The sequence below is a fragment of the Octadecabacter dasysiphoniae genome, from assembly GCF_021532615.1.
Taxonomy (GTDB): domain Bacteria; phylum Pseudomonadota; class Alphaproteobacteria; order Rhodobacterales; family Rhodobacteraceae; genus Octadecabacter; species Octadecabacter dasysiphoniae.
This window is the reverse complement of record NZ_JAKGAQ010000001.1, coordinates 231,111-249,105: the sequence shown is the minus strand read 5'-3', so window position 1 is coordinate 249,105 and position 17,995 is coordinate 231,111. Positions and strand designations below refer to the sequence as shown.

The window sequence follows — 17,995 nt, the reverse complement described above, 5'->3', positions numbered from 1 at the left end:
AAGAAAATCCTAGGGGGATTACACATGTTGAGAAGAACACTTTTGGCGAGCGCTGCGGCCACGGCCATGTTGGGCGGTCTTGCCCATGCGGACGGCCACGCGCCTGTGAAGGTCGGTTTTGTTTACGTCGGCCCGATCGGTGACGGCGGCTGGACATACGAGCACGACAAAGGCCGTTTGGCCGTCGAAGCAGAATTTGGCGATGCGGTTGAAACTGTGTTTGTCGAAAGCGTGCCAGAAGGCCCGGACGCAGAACGCGTGATGACGCAGATGGCGCTTGAGGGTGCTGACCTGATTTTCACAACGTCGTTCGGTTACATGGACCCGACGATCAATGTTGCAGCCAACTTCCCCGATGTCGCGTTCGAGCACGCAACAGGGTACAAGCAGGCCGACAACGTGTCCGTTTATTCCGCGCGTTTCTATGAAGGCCGTGCAGTACAGGGCCACATCGCGGGTCAGATCACCGAATCCAATGTGATTGGCTACATCGCGTCCTTCCCGATCCCCGAAGTTATTCGCGGCATCAATTCTGCCTACATTCACGCCAAAGAAGTGAACCCTGACGTCGAATTCAAGATCATCTGGGCCTACACGTGGTTCGACCCCGCAAAAGAAGCAGAGGCCGCCAATGTTCTGATCGAACAGGGCGCTGACGTGATTTTGCAGCACACAGATTCCACGGCGCCACAGGCTGCTGCGGCCGCTGCCAACGATGCGGGCGCGACGGTTTACACATTCGGTCAGGCGTCTGACATGGGCGAATTTGCACCAATGCCACGCGTGTCTTCGATCATTGATGACTGGGCGCCGTATTACATCGCGCGCACGCAGGCTGTTATGGACGGCACATGGGAATCCACATCCACGTGGGATGGTATCGGCGCTGGCATGGTCGGCATCGGTGAGATTTCCGACGCGATCCCGGCTGAGGTCAAAGCATCTGCCGAAGATATGGTCGCGCGTTTGGCGTCCGGTGAATACCACGCGTTCACAGGCCCGATCAACAAACAGGACGGGTCTGTCTGGTTGGCTGAAGGCGAAACAGCGTCCGACTACGGTGATGATGGCCTTGCTGGTCTGAATTTCTACGTCGAAGGTCTGACGGCAGAAGTGCCCCAGTAAGCGACGAAACCTACCCTTAAACGATCGAAAGGCCCGCACAAAGTGCGGGCCTTTCTGTTTTCATCAAGATGGGGAGAAGCCGTGAGTGGCCTTGATGAAAATCTGTGTGCGGGGGGGGCGGGCGGCGCCCCGTTTAGCGATCAGGGCCGGGCAAAGCGGCACGCAGGGCGTTTTCGTCCACGCCCAAGGTCGCAGCCACCGCGCCAAGATCGGCATCGCGCCCGCCTGCGGCCTCAATCGCGTTGGCCAGTGCGGATTCTTCAACCCCGAGCCGTTGTGCAATGGCCGAAAAATCAGGGCGGCCTTCGCTGGGGGGGCCAGTGTCGCCGCGCGCTGATCCGATGCCTTGGGCCGCCGTCGTGCTGAAATTATCGACAGCCTGTTCACCGACAAGACAGGTCGGCAGGTTCGGAAATTCGGCACTGGCGTGATAGTGGTAGGTGTCGCCGTGCATGTGGCCGCCGCAATCGTCAAGACCACGCGGCACGCTGCCGTCCGCCTCTAGGCTGCCCATGATCGCGTGACCATCAAAGGCGTAGCCGAACTGCGCCTTGGCATCTTGAATAGCATTGGCACAAGACAGCTGCATGTCCGCCGCGCCATAGACCGTTTCCATGTCGGTTGCCGTGCCGTGGTAGTGATACCACCCGCCCGGATCAACGTGCCCAGCGCAGACATCAAGGGCCGGCATATGATTGCGGTCCAGCACGCTGGGCGCATCCGCAAAGATCGGCACACCGTTCAGCGACAGCCCGACTTTGGCGACTGTGCCAAGGTCTGTCGCGCTGTCGGCCATCACCGGGGTCATGGGGATCAACATCGTCATTTCAACGCTTGTGTCGTAGGATGCGTTGATGCAATCGTGATCGCTGGTCGGGCCTTCGGTGCGGATATCAAACACCGCCACCTCGCCTGCGTCATCGTAAAACGTGTATCCCAGATCGCTCAGCATCCGCAGGAAATCACCGTCGATGCGATACAGCCCCGCGGCTTCGCCATCCCAATCCCAAATCCCGCCAACATCATCGAGGGTTGCGGGGCAAAACGGCCCCACCTCGAGCGTGTCGGGGACGTATTTCACCGTCACTTCAAGGCACTGCGCGTCCGACCCATCCGTGAGCGTGCAGGCTACGGTTTGCGCAGGTTCAACCAAAGCCTCGGCCGCGATCTGGCGGGCCTCAATCTGGGCGGTTGCAAAATTCGGGGTGCAAAGGGCTGCGAAACCTAGCGCAGTGGAACACAGGGACGGTACCAAACGGGGGGGAACTGACATGGTCTTCTTTCACATTGGGAACGCAATTGATTTCGCACAAGTTTGTCAGGCGTGTTGATCATGATACGGGGCAACTTTGCCGTTCCGTCGCCCCATTTTGAATTTTGTATCGGCCCTTGACCTTCGCTGTGCATTCGCATGATCTGCCCCAATCAAAAGGGGTTCTGACATGATCGACTTTCTTGTTATCGGCGGCGGAATTGCGGGCACATCTGTTGGGTCGCGCCTGTCGGCCCATGGCCATGTGGTTGTGTTGGAACGCGAAACCGCGCTGGCCTATCATGCGTCGGGGCGATCTGCGGCGATGTTTGAAGAAAGCTACGGCCTGCCCTCCACGGTTGAGCTGAACAAGGCCAGCCGCGACTACCATTTTACCGCAAATGGCGGCGTCACCAGCGCGCGTGGATTGATGTTGATCGGCACGAACGACAACACCGCTGACTTTGACGCTGACCTGAAATCGATGCATCTGACCGAAGTATCGCTTGCGGACGCCCACGCGATGTTTCCCATCCTCAATGACACTGTGACGCGCGTGGGATACGATGCCCATGCGTGGGATCTGGACACCGATCTGCTTGTGCAGAACTTTGCGCGCGACGTGCGCCGCGCTGGCGGAGAGGTGCGCACAGGGGCCGAAGTGACGGCAATCACCCGCACCAAAACCGGATGGGACGTGGCCGTGGGGGATGAAACCCTGAGTGCGCGCAACATCGTCAATGCGGCGGGGGCATGGGTTGATGTAGTCGCGGAAATGGCGGGGATTGCGCCCATTGGCATCACGCCGCTGCGCCGTTCGATGGCGCGTATTCCTGCACCGGGCGGGCACGATATGTCGGGCTGGCCGATGCTGTTTGGCCCCGGCGAAAACTGGTACGCGAAACCGGATGCGGGCGCGCTGATTGTGTCGCCCGCCGACGAAACGCCGATGGAGCCTATGGATGCCTGGGCCGATGATATGGTGCTGGCCGAAGGGCTGGCGCGTTACGAAGAACATGTCACCGAACCCGTCACACGGATGTTGTCCAACTGGGCGGGTCTGCGCAGTTTTGCCCCTGACCGCAATCTGGTGCTGGGGCTTGACGCGGCTGACCCGACCTTTGTGTGGATGGCAGGGCAAGGCGGTTACGGGTTCCAGACCGCGCCCGCCGCATCACAGCTGGTGGCTGATCTGGTGGCCGGTGATACGCCGCAAATTGCGCCGGATATGGTCGCGAAAATGCGGCCCGGTCGTTTTGGTTAAGCCACGGCCGCCATCAGTTCCCAAGACCGCAACGTCATAAACCCGAGGTCGCATTCCCCGTCGCGCAGTATCGTTTCGATCGGCACGCCTTCGGCAAAGATGATCGCCTGATCTTGTGTGGAAATCTGGATGAAAGACACCGGCGCGACAGCCTTTTGGACAGCCACATTCGCATGGCTCACGGCGAGCGATTTTGCCCGCACCAAGACCGCATCAGCCCCGAACATCAGCGGCACGCGGATGTGTTGAAACAACACGCGATGCTGCGCCCCGACATGCAAATTTGCGCGCGGCAAACCAAAGCCAAGCGCGCCTTGGGCGATGCAAACGGGGTAGTGGTTACGCTCAGACGGGGCGGCGAAAGCCTCTCGGATGTTGGTGATCGGCTGGGGGCCGTCGTCGCGGGTGTTGACCAGATCGCCAATCGCAAGATCATCCGCCGGACGTTCACCCAAAGGTGTTGAAATGCGGGTGTCTGGCGTGATCCCGAAGGCCGCGACCCACGGGGCGAGCGCCTGCAATTCTGGTTGATGTCTCATCTGCTCTCTTCCGAACGTGGCGTCAGTTCATCTGGTGTTTACTGCCCCAACCGGCCCACTTTAGGGCACAAATTGGGCATTTTGCGTTACCTGCCCTGTCCTTTTGGGCAGGTCCGTTTGACGCGGCGGATTTGAGCAGTAAAGGTGCGGCATGACCCAGCCTTCTGCCATTATCGACTCTCGCGTGAATGCGATGATCCGCGAATTTGCCGACCATCGCGGGTTCGTCGGCATGCCCGAACACCGCGTTATTTATCGGTCTTATGAATTTCCCAAAACGCGGCAGGTGTGGAAAGTGGAGCTTGGCGCGGAGGCTTTTGCGCTGAAGCTTGACTATGAGGCCGACAGCGACGGGCGATTGGCCAAAGAATTTCGCGAGCTTCAAAACCTGTCGGCGCATTTTGCGAAATACGACAAGCTGGGCATCGCGACGCCGGTTTATTTGTCGCCCACGGGCACGTTTTGCGTCACTGAATTTCTGGATCACAAGACCGCAGGAGAGAGGTTGCAGGCCGTTGAATCCGACCAAACGCGCCGCCAGGTGTTCCGCCGTGCGGGCCTGTGGCTGCATGCGATGCACGAATATGAGCCCCAAAAACGCAAGGAGTTCTGGGGCAACTGGATGGTCAAAGAGCTTGATGAGATCGTCGCGCGTGGCGAGATGCAGGCCCCTGCTGATGACGTCGCGTATATGCGTGCGATCTTGCATGAACAGACCCGCAAGGTGAACCGTATCCGCGATACCCACGCCACGTCGCACGGTGATTTTCACGGTGAAAACATCATGTTAGGGCCGGGCATGACCTACGGTTTCGATTTTACCGAAGCGCGCGCCAAGATGGCTGTTTATGATGTTGTGGATTTTCTAAAGGTCGACATTTACCGCGATACGCCCGTGGCCGAGATCGACAACACCGGCATCACCAAAGCCCACCGCGATATGTTTTTCAAAGGCTACAAGCACAAGATCGACAAGGGCGTTCTGGATGTGTCCCTGCGCGGTCGGCTGTTGCTGGATTGGGCTTCGATCACGCGGGAGTCCCACGCCAAAATACGGGCTGACCGGATTTTGTATCGCAACCTGAAACCCCGCCTCGATATCGCGTTTGCGAAGGCCTAAAAGAACGACCGTGTGGCGCGGCTGACGAAGAATGTTTTGTCGCCATTGGTGCAGGTCACGCCGCGGGTTTCCACGCGGCACCCATACCCGAGCATCGACCATTCCGACCCGTAGCTGAGGGTGCCAAGCGGTTCCGGCCAGAACACATCACCGTGGCACGTCCAGCGTTCTTGCGGGCGGCCTGTGGGCTGCAAAATCAGGGTGCGGGTACGGTCCAAATCGCAGGTCGGGTCGCTGTCGCCGTAATCTGGCGGCAAATCCCAATCGGCGTCAAAGATCAGGCAGACCATTGGCATATCGCCAAATGGTAGGTCGCTGTAGACGTCCAGATAGCAGCGAATGTTGCCGCTGGGGCTGGCGAACCCCGCCGCCATGGCCGGGGCCGCACAGAGCGATAGGAAAAGGGCGCTAACCGTCCTTGCGAATAGTCTCGTTCTTGGGGTCATAGGGGCTGTCCTGCACAACTTCAGCGTCCCAGAGTTCACGGAACATACGAACTTTAACGCGGGTGCCGACTGTTGCCAATTCGGGTGGCAGATACCCCATGCCGATGGATTTGTTGAATGCTACGGAATAACCGCCCGACGTCAAACGCCCGACCTTCTTGCCGTCATGCAGCAGCGCCTCACGCCCCCATGGGTCCGCATCCGCAGGCCCGTCGATCAGCAGTGTCACACACTTTGACCGGATGCCGATTTCCTGCATCGCGTCTTTGCCGTGAAAGTCTTTTTCGAGGTCCACGAAACGCGGCAAGTCAGCCTCGAGAGGGGTCGCATCGCGGCCCAATTCGGTGCCGAACGCACGATAGGATTTTTCCTGCCGCAGCCAGTTTTGCGCCCGCGCGCCGACCAGCTTCATACCGTGGTCTGCGCCCGCCTTTTCTAGCAAATCAAACAGATAGTTCTGCATTTCCATCGGGTGGTGCAGTTCCCAACCCAATTCGCCAGTATAGGCAACGCGGATCGCGTTGACGGGGCACATGCCCAGTTCGATCTGCTTGGCGGACAACCAAGGAAAGCGTTTGTTGGTTAGCGCGGTTTCAGGGTCCGCATCGTTGATCACGGCCTTCAACACATCGCGCGACTTTGGGCCAGCGATGGCGAAAACGCCCCACTGCGTCGTGACGTTCTGGCATTCGATGCGGCCAAAGTCGGGTTCTTTGTCTTCAATCGCCTTGCGCAGGAAATCGGCGTCATAATCTGTCCACGCGCCTGCGCTGACCAGATAAAACGCATCTTCGCCCGTGCGCACGATCGTGTATTCCGTGCGCGTCGTGCCGTGGCTCGTCAGCGCGTAAGTCAGGTTGATGCGGCCCACGCGGGGCAGTTTGTTGGTGGTGAACCAATCCAGAAACGCGGCGGCGCCGGGGCCTTTGACGATGTGTTTTGTAAACGCCGTGGCGTCGATCAGGCCGACACCTTCGCGGATCGCCTTGGCCTCATCCACGGCGTGCTGCCACCAGCCACCGCGTTTGAAACTGCGTGCGTCATGGTCAAAATTATCCGGCGCGTCGAGGGGGCCAAAGTAGTTCGGGCGTTCCCAGCCGTTCACCCAACCAAACTGTGCCCCGCGCGCGGCTTGGCGATCATAGGCAGGGGCCGTGCGCAGGGGGCGCGCTGCGGGGCGTTCTTCGTCGGGGTGGTGCAGAATATAGACGTGGTCGTAGCATTCTTCGTTTTTGCGCGCGGCAAATTCGGTTGTCATCCAGTCGCCGTAGCGTTTGGGGTCCAGCGACGCCATGTCGATTTCGGCCTCACCCTCTACCATCAACTGCGCGAGGTAGTAGCCCGTGCCGCCCGCCGCTGTGATCCCGAAACTGAACCCTTCGGCCAGCCACATATTGCGCATGCCCGGCGCAGGGCCGACCAGCGGATTGCCGTCAGGCGTGTAGCAGATCGGGCCGTTGAAATCGTCCTTCAACCCGCTTTCTTCGCAGGATGGCACGCGGTGGATCATCGCCATATATTGGTCTTCGATGCGTTCAAGATCGAGCTGGAACAGGTCCGCGCGGAAGCTGTCCGGCACCCCGTGTTCAAACCGTGCTGGCGCCCCTTTTTCATAGACGCCGAGGATCCAGCCGCCACGTTCTTCGCGCACATAGGATTGCGCATCTGCATCGCGTACAACAGGGTGTTCTGCGCCGCCGTTTGCACGGTATTCGACCAGCGCAGGGTCTTGATCCATAACGATAAACTGGTGTTCAACGGGGATCGCGGGCATCTTGATGCCCAGCATCTTCGCCGTGCGTTGCGCGTGGTTGCCCGACGCCGTCACAACGTGTTCAGCCGTGATCACAATCTGTTCGTCAGACGGCACCAGATTGCCACCCTTTTCCACCATTTTGGTGCAGGTCACGTCCCACGCGGTGCCGTTCCAGTCAAACGCATCCGCCTGCCACTTGCGCACGATTTCCACGCCGCGCTGACGTGCGCCTTTGGCCATCGCCATCGTTACGTCGGCGGGGTTAATATAACCGTCTTCAGAATGATAAATCGCACCTTTGAGGTCTTCGGTGTTGATCAGGGGCCAGCGGGATTTGATGTCATCCGGGGTCAGCCATTCAACGGGAACGTCGCAGGTTTCGGCGGTGGACGCATAAAGCATATATTCGTCCATGCGTTCATCCGTTTGGGCCATCCGCAAATTGCCGACAACCGCGAAACCGGCATTCAGGCCTGTCTCGGCCTCAAGCTGTTTGTAAAAATCGACCGAATATTTGTGGATGTGGGTCGTGGCAAAGGACATGTTGAACAGGGGCAACAAACCGGCGGCGTGCCATGTGGACCCGGACGTCAATTCATCGCGTTCCAGCAGCATCACATCATCCCATCCGGCCTTTGCCAGATGATAGGCGATTGATGTTCCTACGGCTCCGCCGCCGACAACCAGTGCTTTGACATTCGTTTTCATTGCGGCGACTCCTTCACGCTATGGGCACACGTTGCCCCAATGTGGCGCAGCGGCGTCAAACCCACCCGACCCGTCATCACCTAAAACCGACCAACCGTGCCTTCGCTTGGCTATTATTTGCGCGACTGATCCCACCTATCCACCTAAACCGGCCTCATCGCGATTGGCTCAGGGTGCCGCGCCCACCAAGAATAAATGCGCCGGCCCGCAGGGGCGGCTCCGCTTGTTCACGCGCGCTGCATTCCGTTACGTGAACCACCTTCAACCAACGGAAGAACTTGCCAAGTTAACAAAGGGTTAATTGGTGAGGCAATTTTGCGACAGGGATGCCCAGCAGCACAATTCCCCCTATGCGGTTCGCCAGTGCGTGCCTATATTGACGTTAGAGTAACGTGAGAGAGCCGTGCTAAGCGGCCCCGCGAGGAGAGCAGTATGACACGTTTTGGACTGGCAGCACTTGGTGCTGCGATGGCGCTTGGCGCATGTACCCCACCCGAGATCACATCGCGGGCCGACACTTATGACACCTTGAATTCCGGCTTTGCAACCGCAGAGGCCTATACCCCGCGCCCTGTCGGGACGCGGTCGCAGAATGATTTTATGCGGTTTTCAACCATGGGCCCGCAGTAACGCTGCGGCCCGCGCGCATGGCTAAAGCATCGCCGGAACAACCAGGTCCGGCGGGCGGTGGCCATCATCAAACGTCTTGATATTCAACAAGACTTTTTCACCCATCTCAACACGCCCTTCGAGGGTCGCTGACCCCATATGGGGCAGCAGCACGACGTTTTTAAGTTCGCGCAGGCGCGGGTTCAGCGCGGTTCCATTTTCGTAAACGTCCAATCCCGCCCCCGCAATGTCGCCCGCCCGCAGCATCCGCGTTAGCGCGTTTTCATCAATCACTTCGCCGCGCGCCGTGTTCACGATCACTGCATCGGGTTTCATCAATTTCAGCCGCCGTGCGTTCATCAAATGGAACGTTGCGGGCGTGTGCGGGCAATTGACCGATATAATGTCCATGCGTGCAACCATCTGATCAAGGCTGTCCCACCATGTGGCATCCAGCGCGTCTTCGACCTCGGGGCGCAGGCGGCGGCGGTTGTTGTAATGGATTTGCATTCCGAACGCGCGGGCGCGTTTTGCGACCGCCTGCCCGATCCGGCCCATGCCAAGGATACCCAAACGCCGCCCCGCAATGCGCCCACCCATCAGCGCGGTTGGGGCCCAGCCGTCCCACGTACCGCTTTGCATCACGGCCAGACCTTCGGGGATGCGCCGCGTCACAGCCAAAATCAGGGCCATGGTCATGTCGGCTGTGTCTTCTGTCACGACGCCGGGTGTGTTTGACACCAAAACCCCGCGCTGACGGGCGGTTGCCACATCGATATGATCCACCCCTGCCCCGTAGTTCGCGATGAGTTTCAAACGCTCGCCTGCTTGGCCCAAAACGCCTGCGGTGATTTCGTCCGTTACGGTGGGCACCAGCACGTCGCAGGTTTTCATCGCGTCGACCAATTCATCCGCGCGCATCGGAGTGTCGTCGTCGCGCAGGGTGACATCGAACAATTCACGCATCCGTGTTTCGACGGCATCCGGCAACCGTCGCGTGACGGTAACACTTAGGCGTTTGCTTGGCATGTTTGCGCTCCCCTTGCTTGCCCGAACGGGCGTCACCTGTCAGGTTGCCCTCAAAGGTCCGGCGGCACAAGAACCGCCAGCAAAAAGCACAGACCAAAGATGGGCAGTATAGTATGAACATGAACCGCGCGCGCGCCGCACTGATGGCTGTATTGATTGGTTTTGCCGCACCTGTTGGCGCGCAAGAAACCGTGACCGCGATTACGGCTGTGCAGGGCGAACGCGGCCCTGTGACGAACCTGCCGATGCCGCGCTATGTGTCGCTTAAGGCGAACGAGGCCAACGTGCGGCGCGGGCCGTCCCTGTCGCACCGTATCGACTGGATTTTTGCACGCCGTGACATGCCGTTGCGCGTGATCGGCGAATATGGCCACTGGCGCCGTGTTGTGGACCGCGAAGGCATGGGCGGTTGGGTGCATTATTCCATGTTGTCGGGCAATCGAACCGTCATCATCGATAGCGATCTGTTGACCCTGCGCGGGCAACCCCTGCCCGATGCCACCGAAATCGCCATGCTGGAACTGGGCGTGATTGCTGATCTTGGCGAATGCAGTGTGGATTGGTGCCGTCTGCGTGCTGGCGGATATCGGGGTTGGGCCCCGAAATCCGCCCTGTTCGGAGTCGCCGCGGACGAAGTGCGCGACTGACCCTGACCCTCCGGGGGGAGTTTTTTGGCCTAGATGAAGCCTAAGCGGCGAGGCCACGCCCCTTTAGCAACGCAGTGGCATCCGGCATGGAACCGCGGAATTTTTTGTACAGCACAGCCGCGTCTTCGGACCCGCCAGCGGACAGGATGAAGGTTTCCAGTTTTTTGGCCATTGTCGGATCAAACGGCCCGCCGTTTTCCTCAAACGCTTGGAAGGCATCTGCGTCCATCACCTCGGACCACATGTAGCTGTAATAGCCGCATGAATATCCGTCACCCGCAAAGACGTGGGCGAAATTTGGGGTCGCGTGGCGCATGCGGATGGCCGATGGCATCCCGATGTCTTCCAGAATTTCGGCCTGTTTTTGCATTGGATCGGCAGGTGGCGCGCCTTCGTGAAAGCCAAGATCAACCAGTGCGGACGCCACATATTCAACCGTGGAAAAGCCCATGTCGTAGGTTGCCGCACCCAGCATCCGATCGAGCAGATCACGTGGCATCGCGTCGCCCGTTTCGGCGTGGATTGCGAATTCTTCAAGAACTTCAGGGACTTCCATCCAGTGTTCATAGAGCTGGCTGGGCAGTTCCACGAAATCACGGGCGACGGATGTGCCCGAGATCTGTTCATACGTCACATCGCTGAGCATCTGGTGCAAGGCGTGGCCGAATTCATGAAACAGCGTGCGCGCATCGTCATATGACAGCAGCGCAGGTTGCCCCGCAGACGGTTTGGCAAAATTGCACACGTTGATCACATGGGGGCGAATATCGCCCGCCAATTTCTGTTGGGAGCGCATCGCGCTGCACCACGCGCCCGAGCGTTTTGAGCCGCGCGCGAAATAATCACCGATGAACACCGCCATATGTTTGCCGTCGCGTGTGACGTCCCAGGCGCGGCAGTCTTCGTGGTACAGTGGCGCGTCGATTGGCGTGAATTGCAGGCCGAACAGACGGTTTGAACAGGCGAATGCCGCATCGATCATACGGTCGAGTTGCAGGTATGGTTTTAGCTCTGCTTCGTTGAGGTCATGTTCGGCGGCGCGGCGTTTTTCGCTGTAATAGCGCCAGTCCCACGGCTGCAACGGGGCGCTTTGTCCGTCGGCCACCAACATGGCCTCGAGGACCTTGGCATCCGTTTCGGCTGATGTTTTTGCCGGTTCCCAGACCTGCATCAACAAAGCGCGCACCGCGTCCGGTGTTCCCGCCATTTCGGTTTCCAGTTTGTAATCCGCAAACGTGTCATAGCCCAGCAATTGCGCGCGTTCTTGGCGCAATTTCAATGTTTCGGCGGCGATGGCACGGTTGTCTGTTTCGCCCCCGTTTGCGCCGCGCGCGGTCCATGCTTCATAGGCTTTTTCGCGCGAATCGCGACGATCCGAAAACTGCAAGAACGGCACGATCAATGATCGTGACAACGTCACGACAGGCCCGCCTGCGTCTTTGTCTTCGCCCGCTGATTTGGCCGCGTTGATCACGAAATCAGGCAGGCCGGACAGATCATCAAGGGGCATGAACCAGCTGCGTTCGTCCGCCAAAAGGTTCTGTGTGAATTGCGTGCCAAGAACGGACAGGCGCTGCTTGACGTCGGCCAGACGATCGGCCTCAGCGCCGGTTAACAACGCACCGGAGCGCACGAAATTGCGCCGCACCAGCATCAAAACCCGGGCTTGTTCGTGTGTCAAATCCAGTGCGTCGCGGCCCTGCCACAGTGTTTCAATCCGCGCGAAAAGTTCCGTATTTGCGGTGATTTCGGACGAGTAGGCGGACAACATCGGCGAGAAATCCCGCATCAATCCTTCGCGCACCTCGTTGCTGTCGGCACCTGCCATGGCAAAGAATGGCGACAGCGCCTTTTCAAGCGGTGTGTCGGCCATCGACAGGGCCTCAATCGTGTTGGCGAAGGTGGGGTGCGATCCATCACAGATCGCGGCGATTGCGGCGCGCGCGTCTTGCAATGCCGCGTCAACGGCGGGCGCGAAATGTTCGTCTTTGATCAGATCGAACGGCGGCAATTCAAACGGGGTATCCCACGTGTCGCGCAACGGATTTGTCATTGATGGTCTCCTTTGGGATCAAACTAGGCGCGCGCGCGGGCGGCTTCAACCGGGGGTCTTGTCGCGCAGATGACGTTCGAGGCGGCGCAGCGCCAGTGACAGCCCGATTGTCATGGTCAGGTAGATCAGCGCGACGACATTGTAGGTTTCGAAATAGCGAAAATTGCCCGCTGCGGTGATTTTTCCGGCCTGCGTGACGTCCAACACGCCTAAGACGGACACGAGGCTGCTGTCCTTCACCATGGCGATGAAATCATTGCCGAGGGGCGGGAGAATTCGACGGAATGCTTGGGGGAAGGTGATGTGGCGAAATCGCTGCCAGGGGCGCAGGCCCAGTGCCTCGGCGGCTTCGATCTGGCCTTTTTCGATGCTTTGCAGTCCGGCGCGAAAGACCTCAGCGATGAAGGCGGAATAGCCGATGGTTAACGCGATCGTGGCACGCCACAGCATGGAAAAATCACGGTTGCGGATCGGGTCGGCACCCACGGTTTCGGCCACGTGGTTGAACCCTGCCACCAACAATGGCGCCAACACGAACGCCACATAAAGAAGCAGCACGATGATCGGCACGCCGCGTACGATTTCAATATAAAGGCGCGCAATCTGGCGCACCACGATGAAGCGCGACATGGACATCAGCGCCAGCCCAAGCCCGAGGGAGGCCGCCAATGCAAACCCCACGAACGTCACGAACAGCGTTATTTTTATGCCCTTAGACAGCGTGCGTAACACGTCAGAATACAGATCATCCGCGATGACCTGCCAAAACAAATAGCCGCCCACCGCCAAAACGATGAGCAGCCAATACGGGAAATCCCGATCTTGTTGGGGCGTGATCACGCCGGCCTTTCGGCGTTACTGGCCCAGCTTATAGTCGAGGAACCAGCGCGTGTTCAGCGCATCAATCGTCCCGTCGCTTTGCATGTCCGCAATCGCGGCATTGATCGGCGCGACCAGTTCGGAACCTTTCGGGAAGATAAACCCGAAGTCCTCTGTGCCGAGCTTTTCGCCGACAATTTTCAGCCCGCCGTCGGATGCCTCAACGTAGCCATTGGCCGCTGTTCCATCCGTCAGAACCAGATCAACATCGCCATTGCGCAGGGCCGCAACGCCCGCGCCAAAGGTTTCGAACAGCTGGATGCGCGGGTTTGCCTCATCCGCGTCGAGAACGTCGTAGACCGCAACGTAGAACGGCGTCGTGCCGGGCTGGGCGGCAACCAAAAGGTCATCGTCGGCGGCAAAAGACGCCGCATCGCTGAACCGGTCTTCATCGCCGCGCACAAGCATGACCATTTCGGACGTCATGTAAGTGTCTGAAAAATCAACGATCTCTGCACGGTCTTCGCGGATGGTGATGCCTGTCATGCCCATATCGAACTGGCCTTCGGACACCGCAGGGATCATCGCATCCCAAGAAATATTTTCGTAAACGATTGTGGCGTTCAAACGCTCTGCGACTTCGGCCATGGCATCGTATTCCCAGCCGACAGCATTGCCGTCACCGTCCACGAATTGCAGCGGCGGATAGGCGTTTTCGGTCGCGACAACGATTTCTTGTCCGCCAAGATCAGGCAGGTGTCCGTCGGCGAAAGCAGTGGTCGCAAACATCGCCGCAGCGGCAGCTATCATAGGGGTTTTCATGGCAGTCTCCATCAGGTTGGGTTTTGTGGATTATGGCGCAGCGGGACCAAGTGGCAAGCGTTCAGCCGCACACAGGGCAATCCGCGCGTGGTTTCATCGAGATCGTGCGCGTTTCGCCGTAAAGTGCATCGTAAATGAGCATCCGGCCACGCAATCCTTCGCCCGCATCAGTTAACACTTTAACGGCCTCTACGGCCATCATTGCGCCCAAGACACCGGGCAGCGGGCCAAGAACCCCGCCCTCAGCGCAGCTAGGCACCAGGAACGCATCAGGTGCTTGCGGAAAAATGCATTTATAACATGGGGTTCCGGATTTCGGGTGGTACAGGCTGATCTGGCCTTCCCACTGGGTCAACGCGGCTGAAATCAGCGGAACACCGGCCTGCACGCAGACCTCGTTCACCAGATATCGCGTGGCGAAATTGTCCGTTCCGTCCAGCACAAGATCGTATTCATTAACCAATTCTGCGGCGATGTCCGCATCCAATTGGCGGCTGTAGGGTTTCACGGTGACATACGGATTGAGAGAGGTCATGGCCTGCGCTGCGGACCGCACTTTGGACATTCCGATGCGGTCATCGGTGTGGATAACCTGCCGTTGCAGGTTGGAATTTGCGACAGTATCCCCGTCGATAACGCCGATTGTGCCCACGCCCGCCGCCGCCAAATATTGCAACGCCGGCGCGCCAAGCCCCCCCGCACCGATGACCAGAACCGACGCATCCTTAAGCGCCTTTTGCCCCGCGCCGCCAATTTCGCGCAACACGATATGGCGGGCGTAGCGGTCCAGTTCCGTATCTGTAAACGGGCCGGAATTTGCAGGGGGTTCATACCCGAAAGACGGTGCGCCGCTGGCCCGTGCGCGCACACGCGATAGCAAATAAGAATACCCCCATGCCACCATTCCGGCCACAATGATAAATATCCACAGTGCGGGTTCTTTGCCTGTGTTCTCGCGCAAGGGGTGCCCATCGGGCAAAATGATGTGCATCGCGACAACCGCGATCATCAACAGCGCAATCATCGAAAAACGCGCCGCCTTGGGCGCGCCCATTCCCCAGCCGATGCCCCACAGCACGGCGGCCATGGACAAGACGATAATCATTTCCGCGCTCCTACTTTAGGTTCCCGTCGACCCGAATCCGGCCGTGCCGCGCTGCGTGTCATCCAACGCGCCGACCTTAAACGTAGCCTGCACAACCGGCGCGACCACCATCTGCGCGATCCGCATTCCATGGGTGATTTCGAACGGCTTATCGCCCCCGTTTTGCACAATCACGCCAAGCGGGCCGCGATAATCGCTGTCAATCGTGCCCGGACTGTTGGGCAGGGTGATCCCGTGTTTCAATGCCAACCCAGAACGGGGCCTAAGCTGTGCTTCGAACCCGTCAGGTACGGCAATGCGCAGCCCTGTCGGGACCAACATACGTGCACCTGATTCCAGGCTAACACCCTGTTTATCCTCAAAAATTGCACGGACATCCGCCCCCGCCGCGCCGGATGTTTCATAAGACGGCAGCCCGAAACTTTTATCCGCACCCGCGACCCATTCAAACAGCACGGTCGCCATTATCCCAAGGCCTCTGCGATGCGCTGTGCCAATTTTTGTGCCACCTGATCCTTACCCATTCGTGGCCAATCTTCCGCCCCGTCGTCCGTGATCAGCGTCACGTCATTTTCCGCGCCCCCCATGATGCCTGTGGCGGGCGATACGTCGTTCGCAACGATCCAATCGCAGCCCTTGCGGGTTCGTTTCGCCGTCGCATTTTCGATGACATTTTGGGTTTCTGCGGCAAAGCCAACGACCAATTTCGGCCGCCCCCTTGACGCACAGACCGTCGCCAGAATGTCAGGGTTTTCGGCGAATTCCAGTACAGGCAACCCTTTGCCATCTTTCTTAATTTTCTGGTCCGATGCGGTCGCCATGCGCCAATCGGCAACCGCCGCGGCAAACACACCGGCATCAACATCTTGCGCGGCATTCACAGCCTCAAGCATTTGCGCAGCGGTCTGCACGCTGACCAAATCAACACCGATTGGCGGCGCAACGTCCGCCGGACCGGACACAAATGTGACCCGCGCGCCAAGCCCCAAAAGCGCGCGCGCAATTGCCGTGCCTTGCGCACCCGAAGACCGGTTGGCGATGTAGCGCACGGGGTCAATCGGTTCATGGGTCGGGCCGGACGTCACAAGGATATGCTTGCCCTTAAGCGGGCCGTCATTCACTGCCGCTTCTATTGCCCCGACGATTTCCATCGGTTCAGCCATACGGCCAAACCCAAATTCACCACATGCCATATCGCCCTTATTCGGGCCGCACGTCAAAATACCATCATTTTCCAAAGTAGCTAGATTGCGCTGCGTCGCCGCATGTTCCCACATCCGCACGTTCATCGACGGCGCAATCAGCACTCGTTTATCTGTCGCCATCAGCAAAGTTGAGGCCAGATCATTGGCCAGACCGGCGGCCATTTTACCCATCAAATCCGCCGTTGCAGGGGCGACCACCACCAAATCCGCGGCGCGGCTGAGTTCGATATGGCCCATCTCGGCCTCATCATTCAGATCGAAAAGATCTTGAAAAACCTTCTGGCCTGCCAGCGCTGAAACGCTGAGAGGGGTCACGAATTCTGACGCAGCTTTGGTCAAAACTGGCGTCACCTCATGGCCGTGTTCACGAAGGCGGCGGATCAAATCCAATGATTTGAATGCTGCAATGCCGCCGCCAATTATTAACAGAATTCTTTTGCCCATCGGTCCCTACCTTCGGATATCTGCCCAAAGACTAGGCCCAACCCCGCCAAAGAACCAGACACGAAAAAGCCGCCCCGAACGGGGGCGGCTTAGCCGGATTAACGCGGGTCAAAGTAGGAAGTGGTGAACTTCTTTGCTTTGTCCCTCAAGGCTTTTGCGCATTTTGCCAAATGCTGCTGCCTCCAACTGGCGCACGCGTTCTTTGGACAGGCCAAGTTCCCCGCCAAGGCTTTCCAATGTGCGGGGATCGTCGCGCAGTTTGCGTTCGCGGACGATGAACTGTTCACGATCATTCAACGACGTAAGCGCCGTCAAAAGCCACTGGCGCAACGTGTCAGTGTCATGGGAATTCTCAACAGTTTCAGCGGCTTGATCGCCTTCGTCTTCCAATGCGTCAATCCACTCCCGGCCCTCGTCCTCGGCCGATTGGGTCGCATTCAAAGAGAAATCAGATCCGCTTAACCGGCCTTCCATCATCTCCACGTCGTGCAGGGGGACGCCGACTTCGGTGGCGATGTTCTGGCGCATTTCGTGGCGGTCCAGCACCTCACCGCGGGCTTGTGCTTCGCGTTCCAACCGCGCCTGAACCCGGCGCAGATTGAAGAAAAGTGACTTTTGCGAAGACGTCGATCCTGTCCGGACCATCGACCAATTGCGCATCACGTGATCCTGAATGGAGGCTTTGATCCACCAGACCGCGTATGTCGAAAAGCGCACGCCGCGATCGGGGTCAAATTTGTCTGCCGCCTTCATCAGGCCAAGCGACGCTTCTTGGATCAAGTCGTTCATCGGGGCACCGTAGCGTTTGAACTTTGACGCCATCGAAATCGCCAGCCGCATGTAGGCCGTGATGAGGCGGTGCAGCGCCTGTTCATCGCGCTGATCGCGCCACGCGTATGCCAGTTTCAGCTCGGTTTCCGCGTCCAGCAGTTCGGCTTTCATCGCGGTGCGCGAAAGGCTTTGGTCGTAACGTCCGTCAAATGCCATGTCTGTGGCCCCCCTAAGGTCTGTCGTGGCAGTGCTTTGCTTTTGGTAGTGTTCTAGTTACGTGT

The 17,995-nt window shown here is 58.7% G+C and carries 17 protein-coding genes; 5 read left to right on the top strand and 12 right to left on the bottom strand.

All coding sequences use genetic code 11. The annotated features are described in order from the left end of the window. Positions 1-24 precede the first annotated feature (24 nt). Complete coding sequence (locus tag L0664_RS01145; RefSeq protein WP_235223788.1) at positions 25-1,125, top strand: BMP family ABC transporter substrate-binding protein; 1,101 nt, start codon at positions 25-27, stop codon at positions 1,123-1,125. A 133-nt stretch (positions 1,126-1,258) separates the two neighbouring features. Here L0664_RS01145 and L0664_RS01140 read toward each other — a convergent pair whose 3' ends face one another. After that, positions 1,259-2,398 (bottom strand): YHYH protein, encoded by a 1,140-nt coding sequence (locus L0664_RS01140; protein WP_235223787.1) that lies wholly within the window; start codon positions 2,396-2,398, stop codon positions 1,259-1,261. A 169-nt stretch (positions 2,399-2,567) separates the two neighbouring features. On the opposite strand from L0664_RS01140, the gene L0664_RS01135 reads away from it, so the two are divergent. Next, positions 2,568-3,641 carry an NAD(P)/FAD-dependent oxidoreductase gene (locus L0664_RS01135; protein ID WP_235223786.1) on the top strand — a complete coding sequence of 358 codons (1,074 nt, stop codon included), beginning with the start codon at positions 2,568-2,570 and terminating at the stop codon, positions 3,639-3,641. Here L0664_RS01135 and L0664_RS01130 read toward each other — a convergent pair. Next, positions 3,638-4,180: a Hint domain-containing protein gene (locus L0664_RS01130; protein WP_235223785.1), complete on the bottom strand. Its 543-nt coding sequence runs from the start codon at positions 4,178-4,180 to the stop codon at positions 3,638-3,640. The genes L0664_RS01135 and L0664_RS01130 overlap by 4 nt on opposite strands. 151 nt (positions 4,181-4,331) lie before the next feature. Here L0664_RS01130 and L0664_RS01125 point away from each other — a divergent pair, with 151 nt between their 5' ends. Next, a complete protein-coding gene (locus L0664_RS01125) occupies positions 4,332-5,300 on the top strand; it encodes an aminoglycoside phosphotransferase family protein (RefSeq protein ID WP_235223784.1) in 969 nt (322 codons plus the stop codon). Here the strand turns inward: L0664_RS01125 and L0664_RS01120 are convergent. Beyond that, the gene (locus tag L0664_RS01120; protein WP_235223783.1) at positions 5,297-5,674 is read right to left on the bottom strand and encodes a hypothetical protein; all 378 of its coding nucleotides are present in this window, start codon (positions 5,672-5,674) and stop codon (positions 5,297-5,299) included. The two genes, L0664_RS01125 and L0664_RS01120, sit on opposite strands and share 4 nt — an antisense overlap. A gap of 34 nt (positions 5,675-5,708) precedes the next feature. Further along, the gene (locus tag L0664_RS01115) at positions 5,709-8,210 is read right to left on the bottom strand and encodes a GcvT family protein (RefSeq protein WP_235223782.1); all 2,502 of its coding nucleotides are present in this window, start codon (positions 8,208-8,210) and stop codon (positions 5,709-5,711) included. 432 nt (positions 8,211-8,642) lie between these two features. Between L0664_RS01115 and L0664_RS01110 the strand changes: the two genes are divergently transcribed. Further along, the gene (locus L0664_RS01110; RefSeq protein ID WP_235223781.1) at positions 8,643-8,840 is read left to right on the top strand and encodes a hypothetical protein; all 198 of its coding nucleotides are present in this window, start codon (positions 8,643-8,645) and stop codon (positions 8,838-8,840) included. 21 nt (positions 8,841-8,861) lie between these two features. On the opposite strand, the gene L0664_RS01105 is transcribed toward L0664_RS01110, so the two are convergent. Continuing rightward, positions 8,862-9,848, bottom strand: coding sequence for a 2-hydroxyacid dehydrogenase (locus tag L0664_RS01105; RefSeq protein WP_235223780.1), 987 nt, complete (start codon positions 9,846-9,848; stop codon positions 8,862-8,864). A 113-nt stretch (positions 9,849-9,961) separates the two neighbouring features. Here L0664_RS01105 and L0664_RS01100 point away from each other — a divergent pair, with 113 nt between their 5' ends. Continuing rightward, entirely contained in the window at positions 9,962-10,495 is a 534-nt protein-coding gene (locus L0664_RS01100; protein ID WP_235223779.1) for an SH3 domain-containing protein, read from the top strand. Between the two features lie 40 nt (positions 10,496-10,535). On the opposite strand, the gene L0664_RS01095 is transcribed toward L0664_RS01100, so the two are convergent. The 7 genes from L0664_RS01095 to L0664_RS01065 all read right to left on the bottom strand — a co-directional run bounded on the left by L0664_RS01095 (position 10,536) and on the right by L0664_RS01065 (position 17,930). Then, positions 10,536-12,548, bottom strand: a complete 2,013-nt coding sequence (locus tag L0664_RS01095; RefSeq protein ID WP_235223778.1) for a M3 family metallopeptidase — start codon at positions 12,546-12,548, stop codon at positions 10,536-10,538. Between the two features lie 45 nt (positions 12,549-12,593). Beyond that, positions 12,594-13,388 carry an amino acid ABC transporter permease gene (locus L0664_RS01090; RefSeq protein ID WP_235223777.1) on the bottom strand — a complete coding sequence of 265 codons (795 nt, stop codon included), beginning with the start codon at positions 13,386-13,388 and terminating at the stop codon, positions 12,594-12,596. Positions 13,389-13,403: 15 nt separating this feature from the next. Beyond that, the gene (locus L0664_RS01085; protein ID WP_418888004.1) at positions 13,404-14,189 is read right to left on the bottom strand and encodes a transporter substrate-binding domain-containing protein; all 786 of its coding nucleotides are present in this window, start codon (positions 14,187-14,189) and stop codon (positions 13,404-13,406) included. A 61-nt stretch (positions 14,190-14,250) separates the two neighbouring features. Then, positions 14,251-15,294 (bottom strand): HesA/MoeB/ThiF family protein, encoded by a 1,044-nt coding sequence (locus L0664_RS01080; RefSeq protein ID WP_235223776.1) that lies wholly within the window; start codon positions 15,292-15,294, stop codon positions 14,251-14,253. A 15-nt stretch (positions 15,295-15,309) separates the two neighbouring features. Further along, positions 15,310-15,759, bottom strand: coding sequence for a dUTP diphosphatase (gene dut / locus L0664_RS01075; protein WP_235223775.1), 450 nt, complete (start codon positions 15,757-15,759; stop codon positions 15,310-15,312). After that, positions 15,759-16,943 carry a bifunctional phosphopantothenoylcysteine decarboxylase/phosphopantothenate--cysteine ligase CoaBC gene (coaBC, locus tag L0664_RS01070; protein ID WP_235223774.1) on the bottom strand — a complete coding sequence of 395 codons (1,185 nt, stop codon included), beginning with the start codon at positions 16,941-16,943 and terminating at the stop codon, positions 15,759-15,761. The genes dut and coaBC overlap by 1 nt, the downstream gene beginning before the upstream one ends. 108 nt (positions 16,944-17,051) lie before the next feature. Then, positions 17,052-17,930 carry an RNA polymerase factor sigma-32 gene (locus tag L0664_RS01065; protein WP_235223773.1) on the bottom strand — a complete coding sequence of 293 codons (879 nt, stop codon included), beginning with the start codon at positions 17,928-17,930 and terminating at the stop codon, positions 17,052-17,054. Positions 17,931-17,995: the final 65 nt, after the last annotated feature.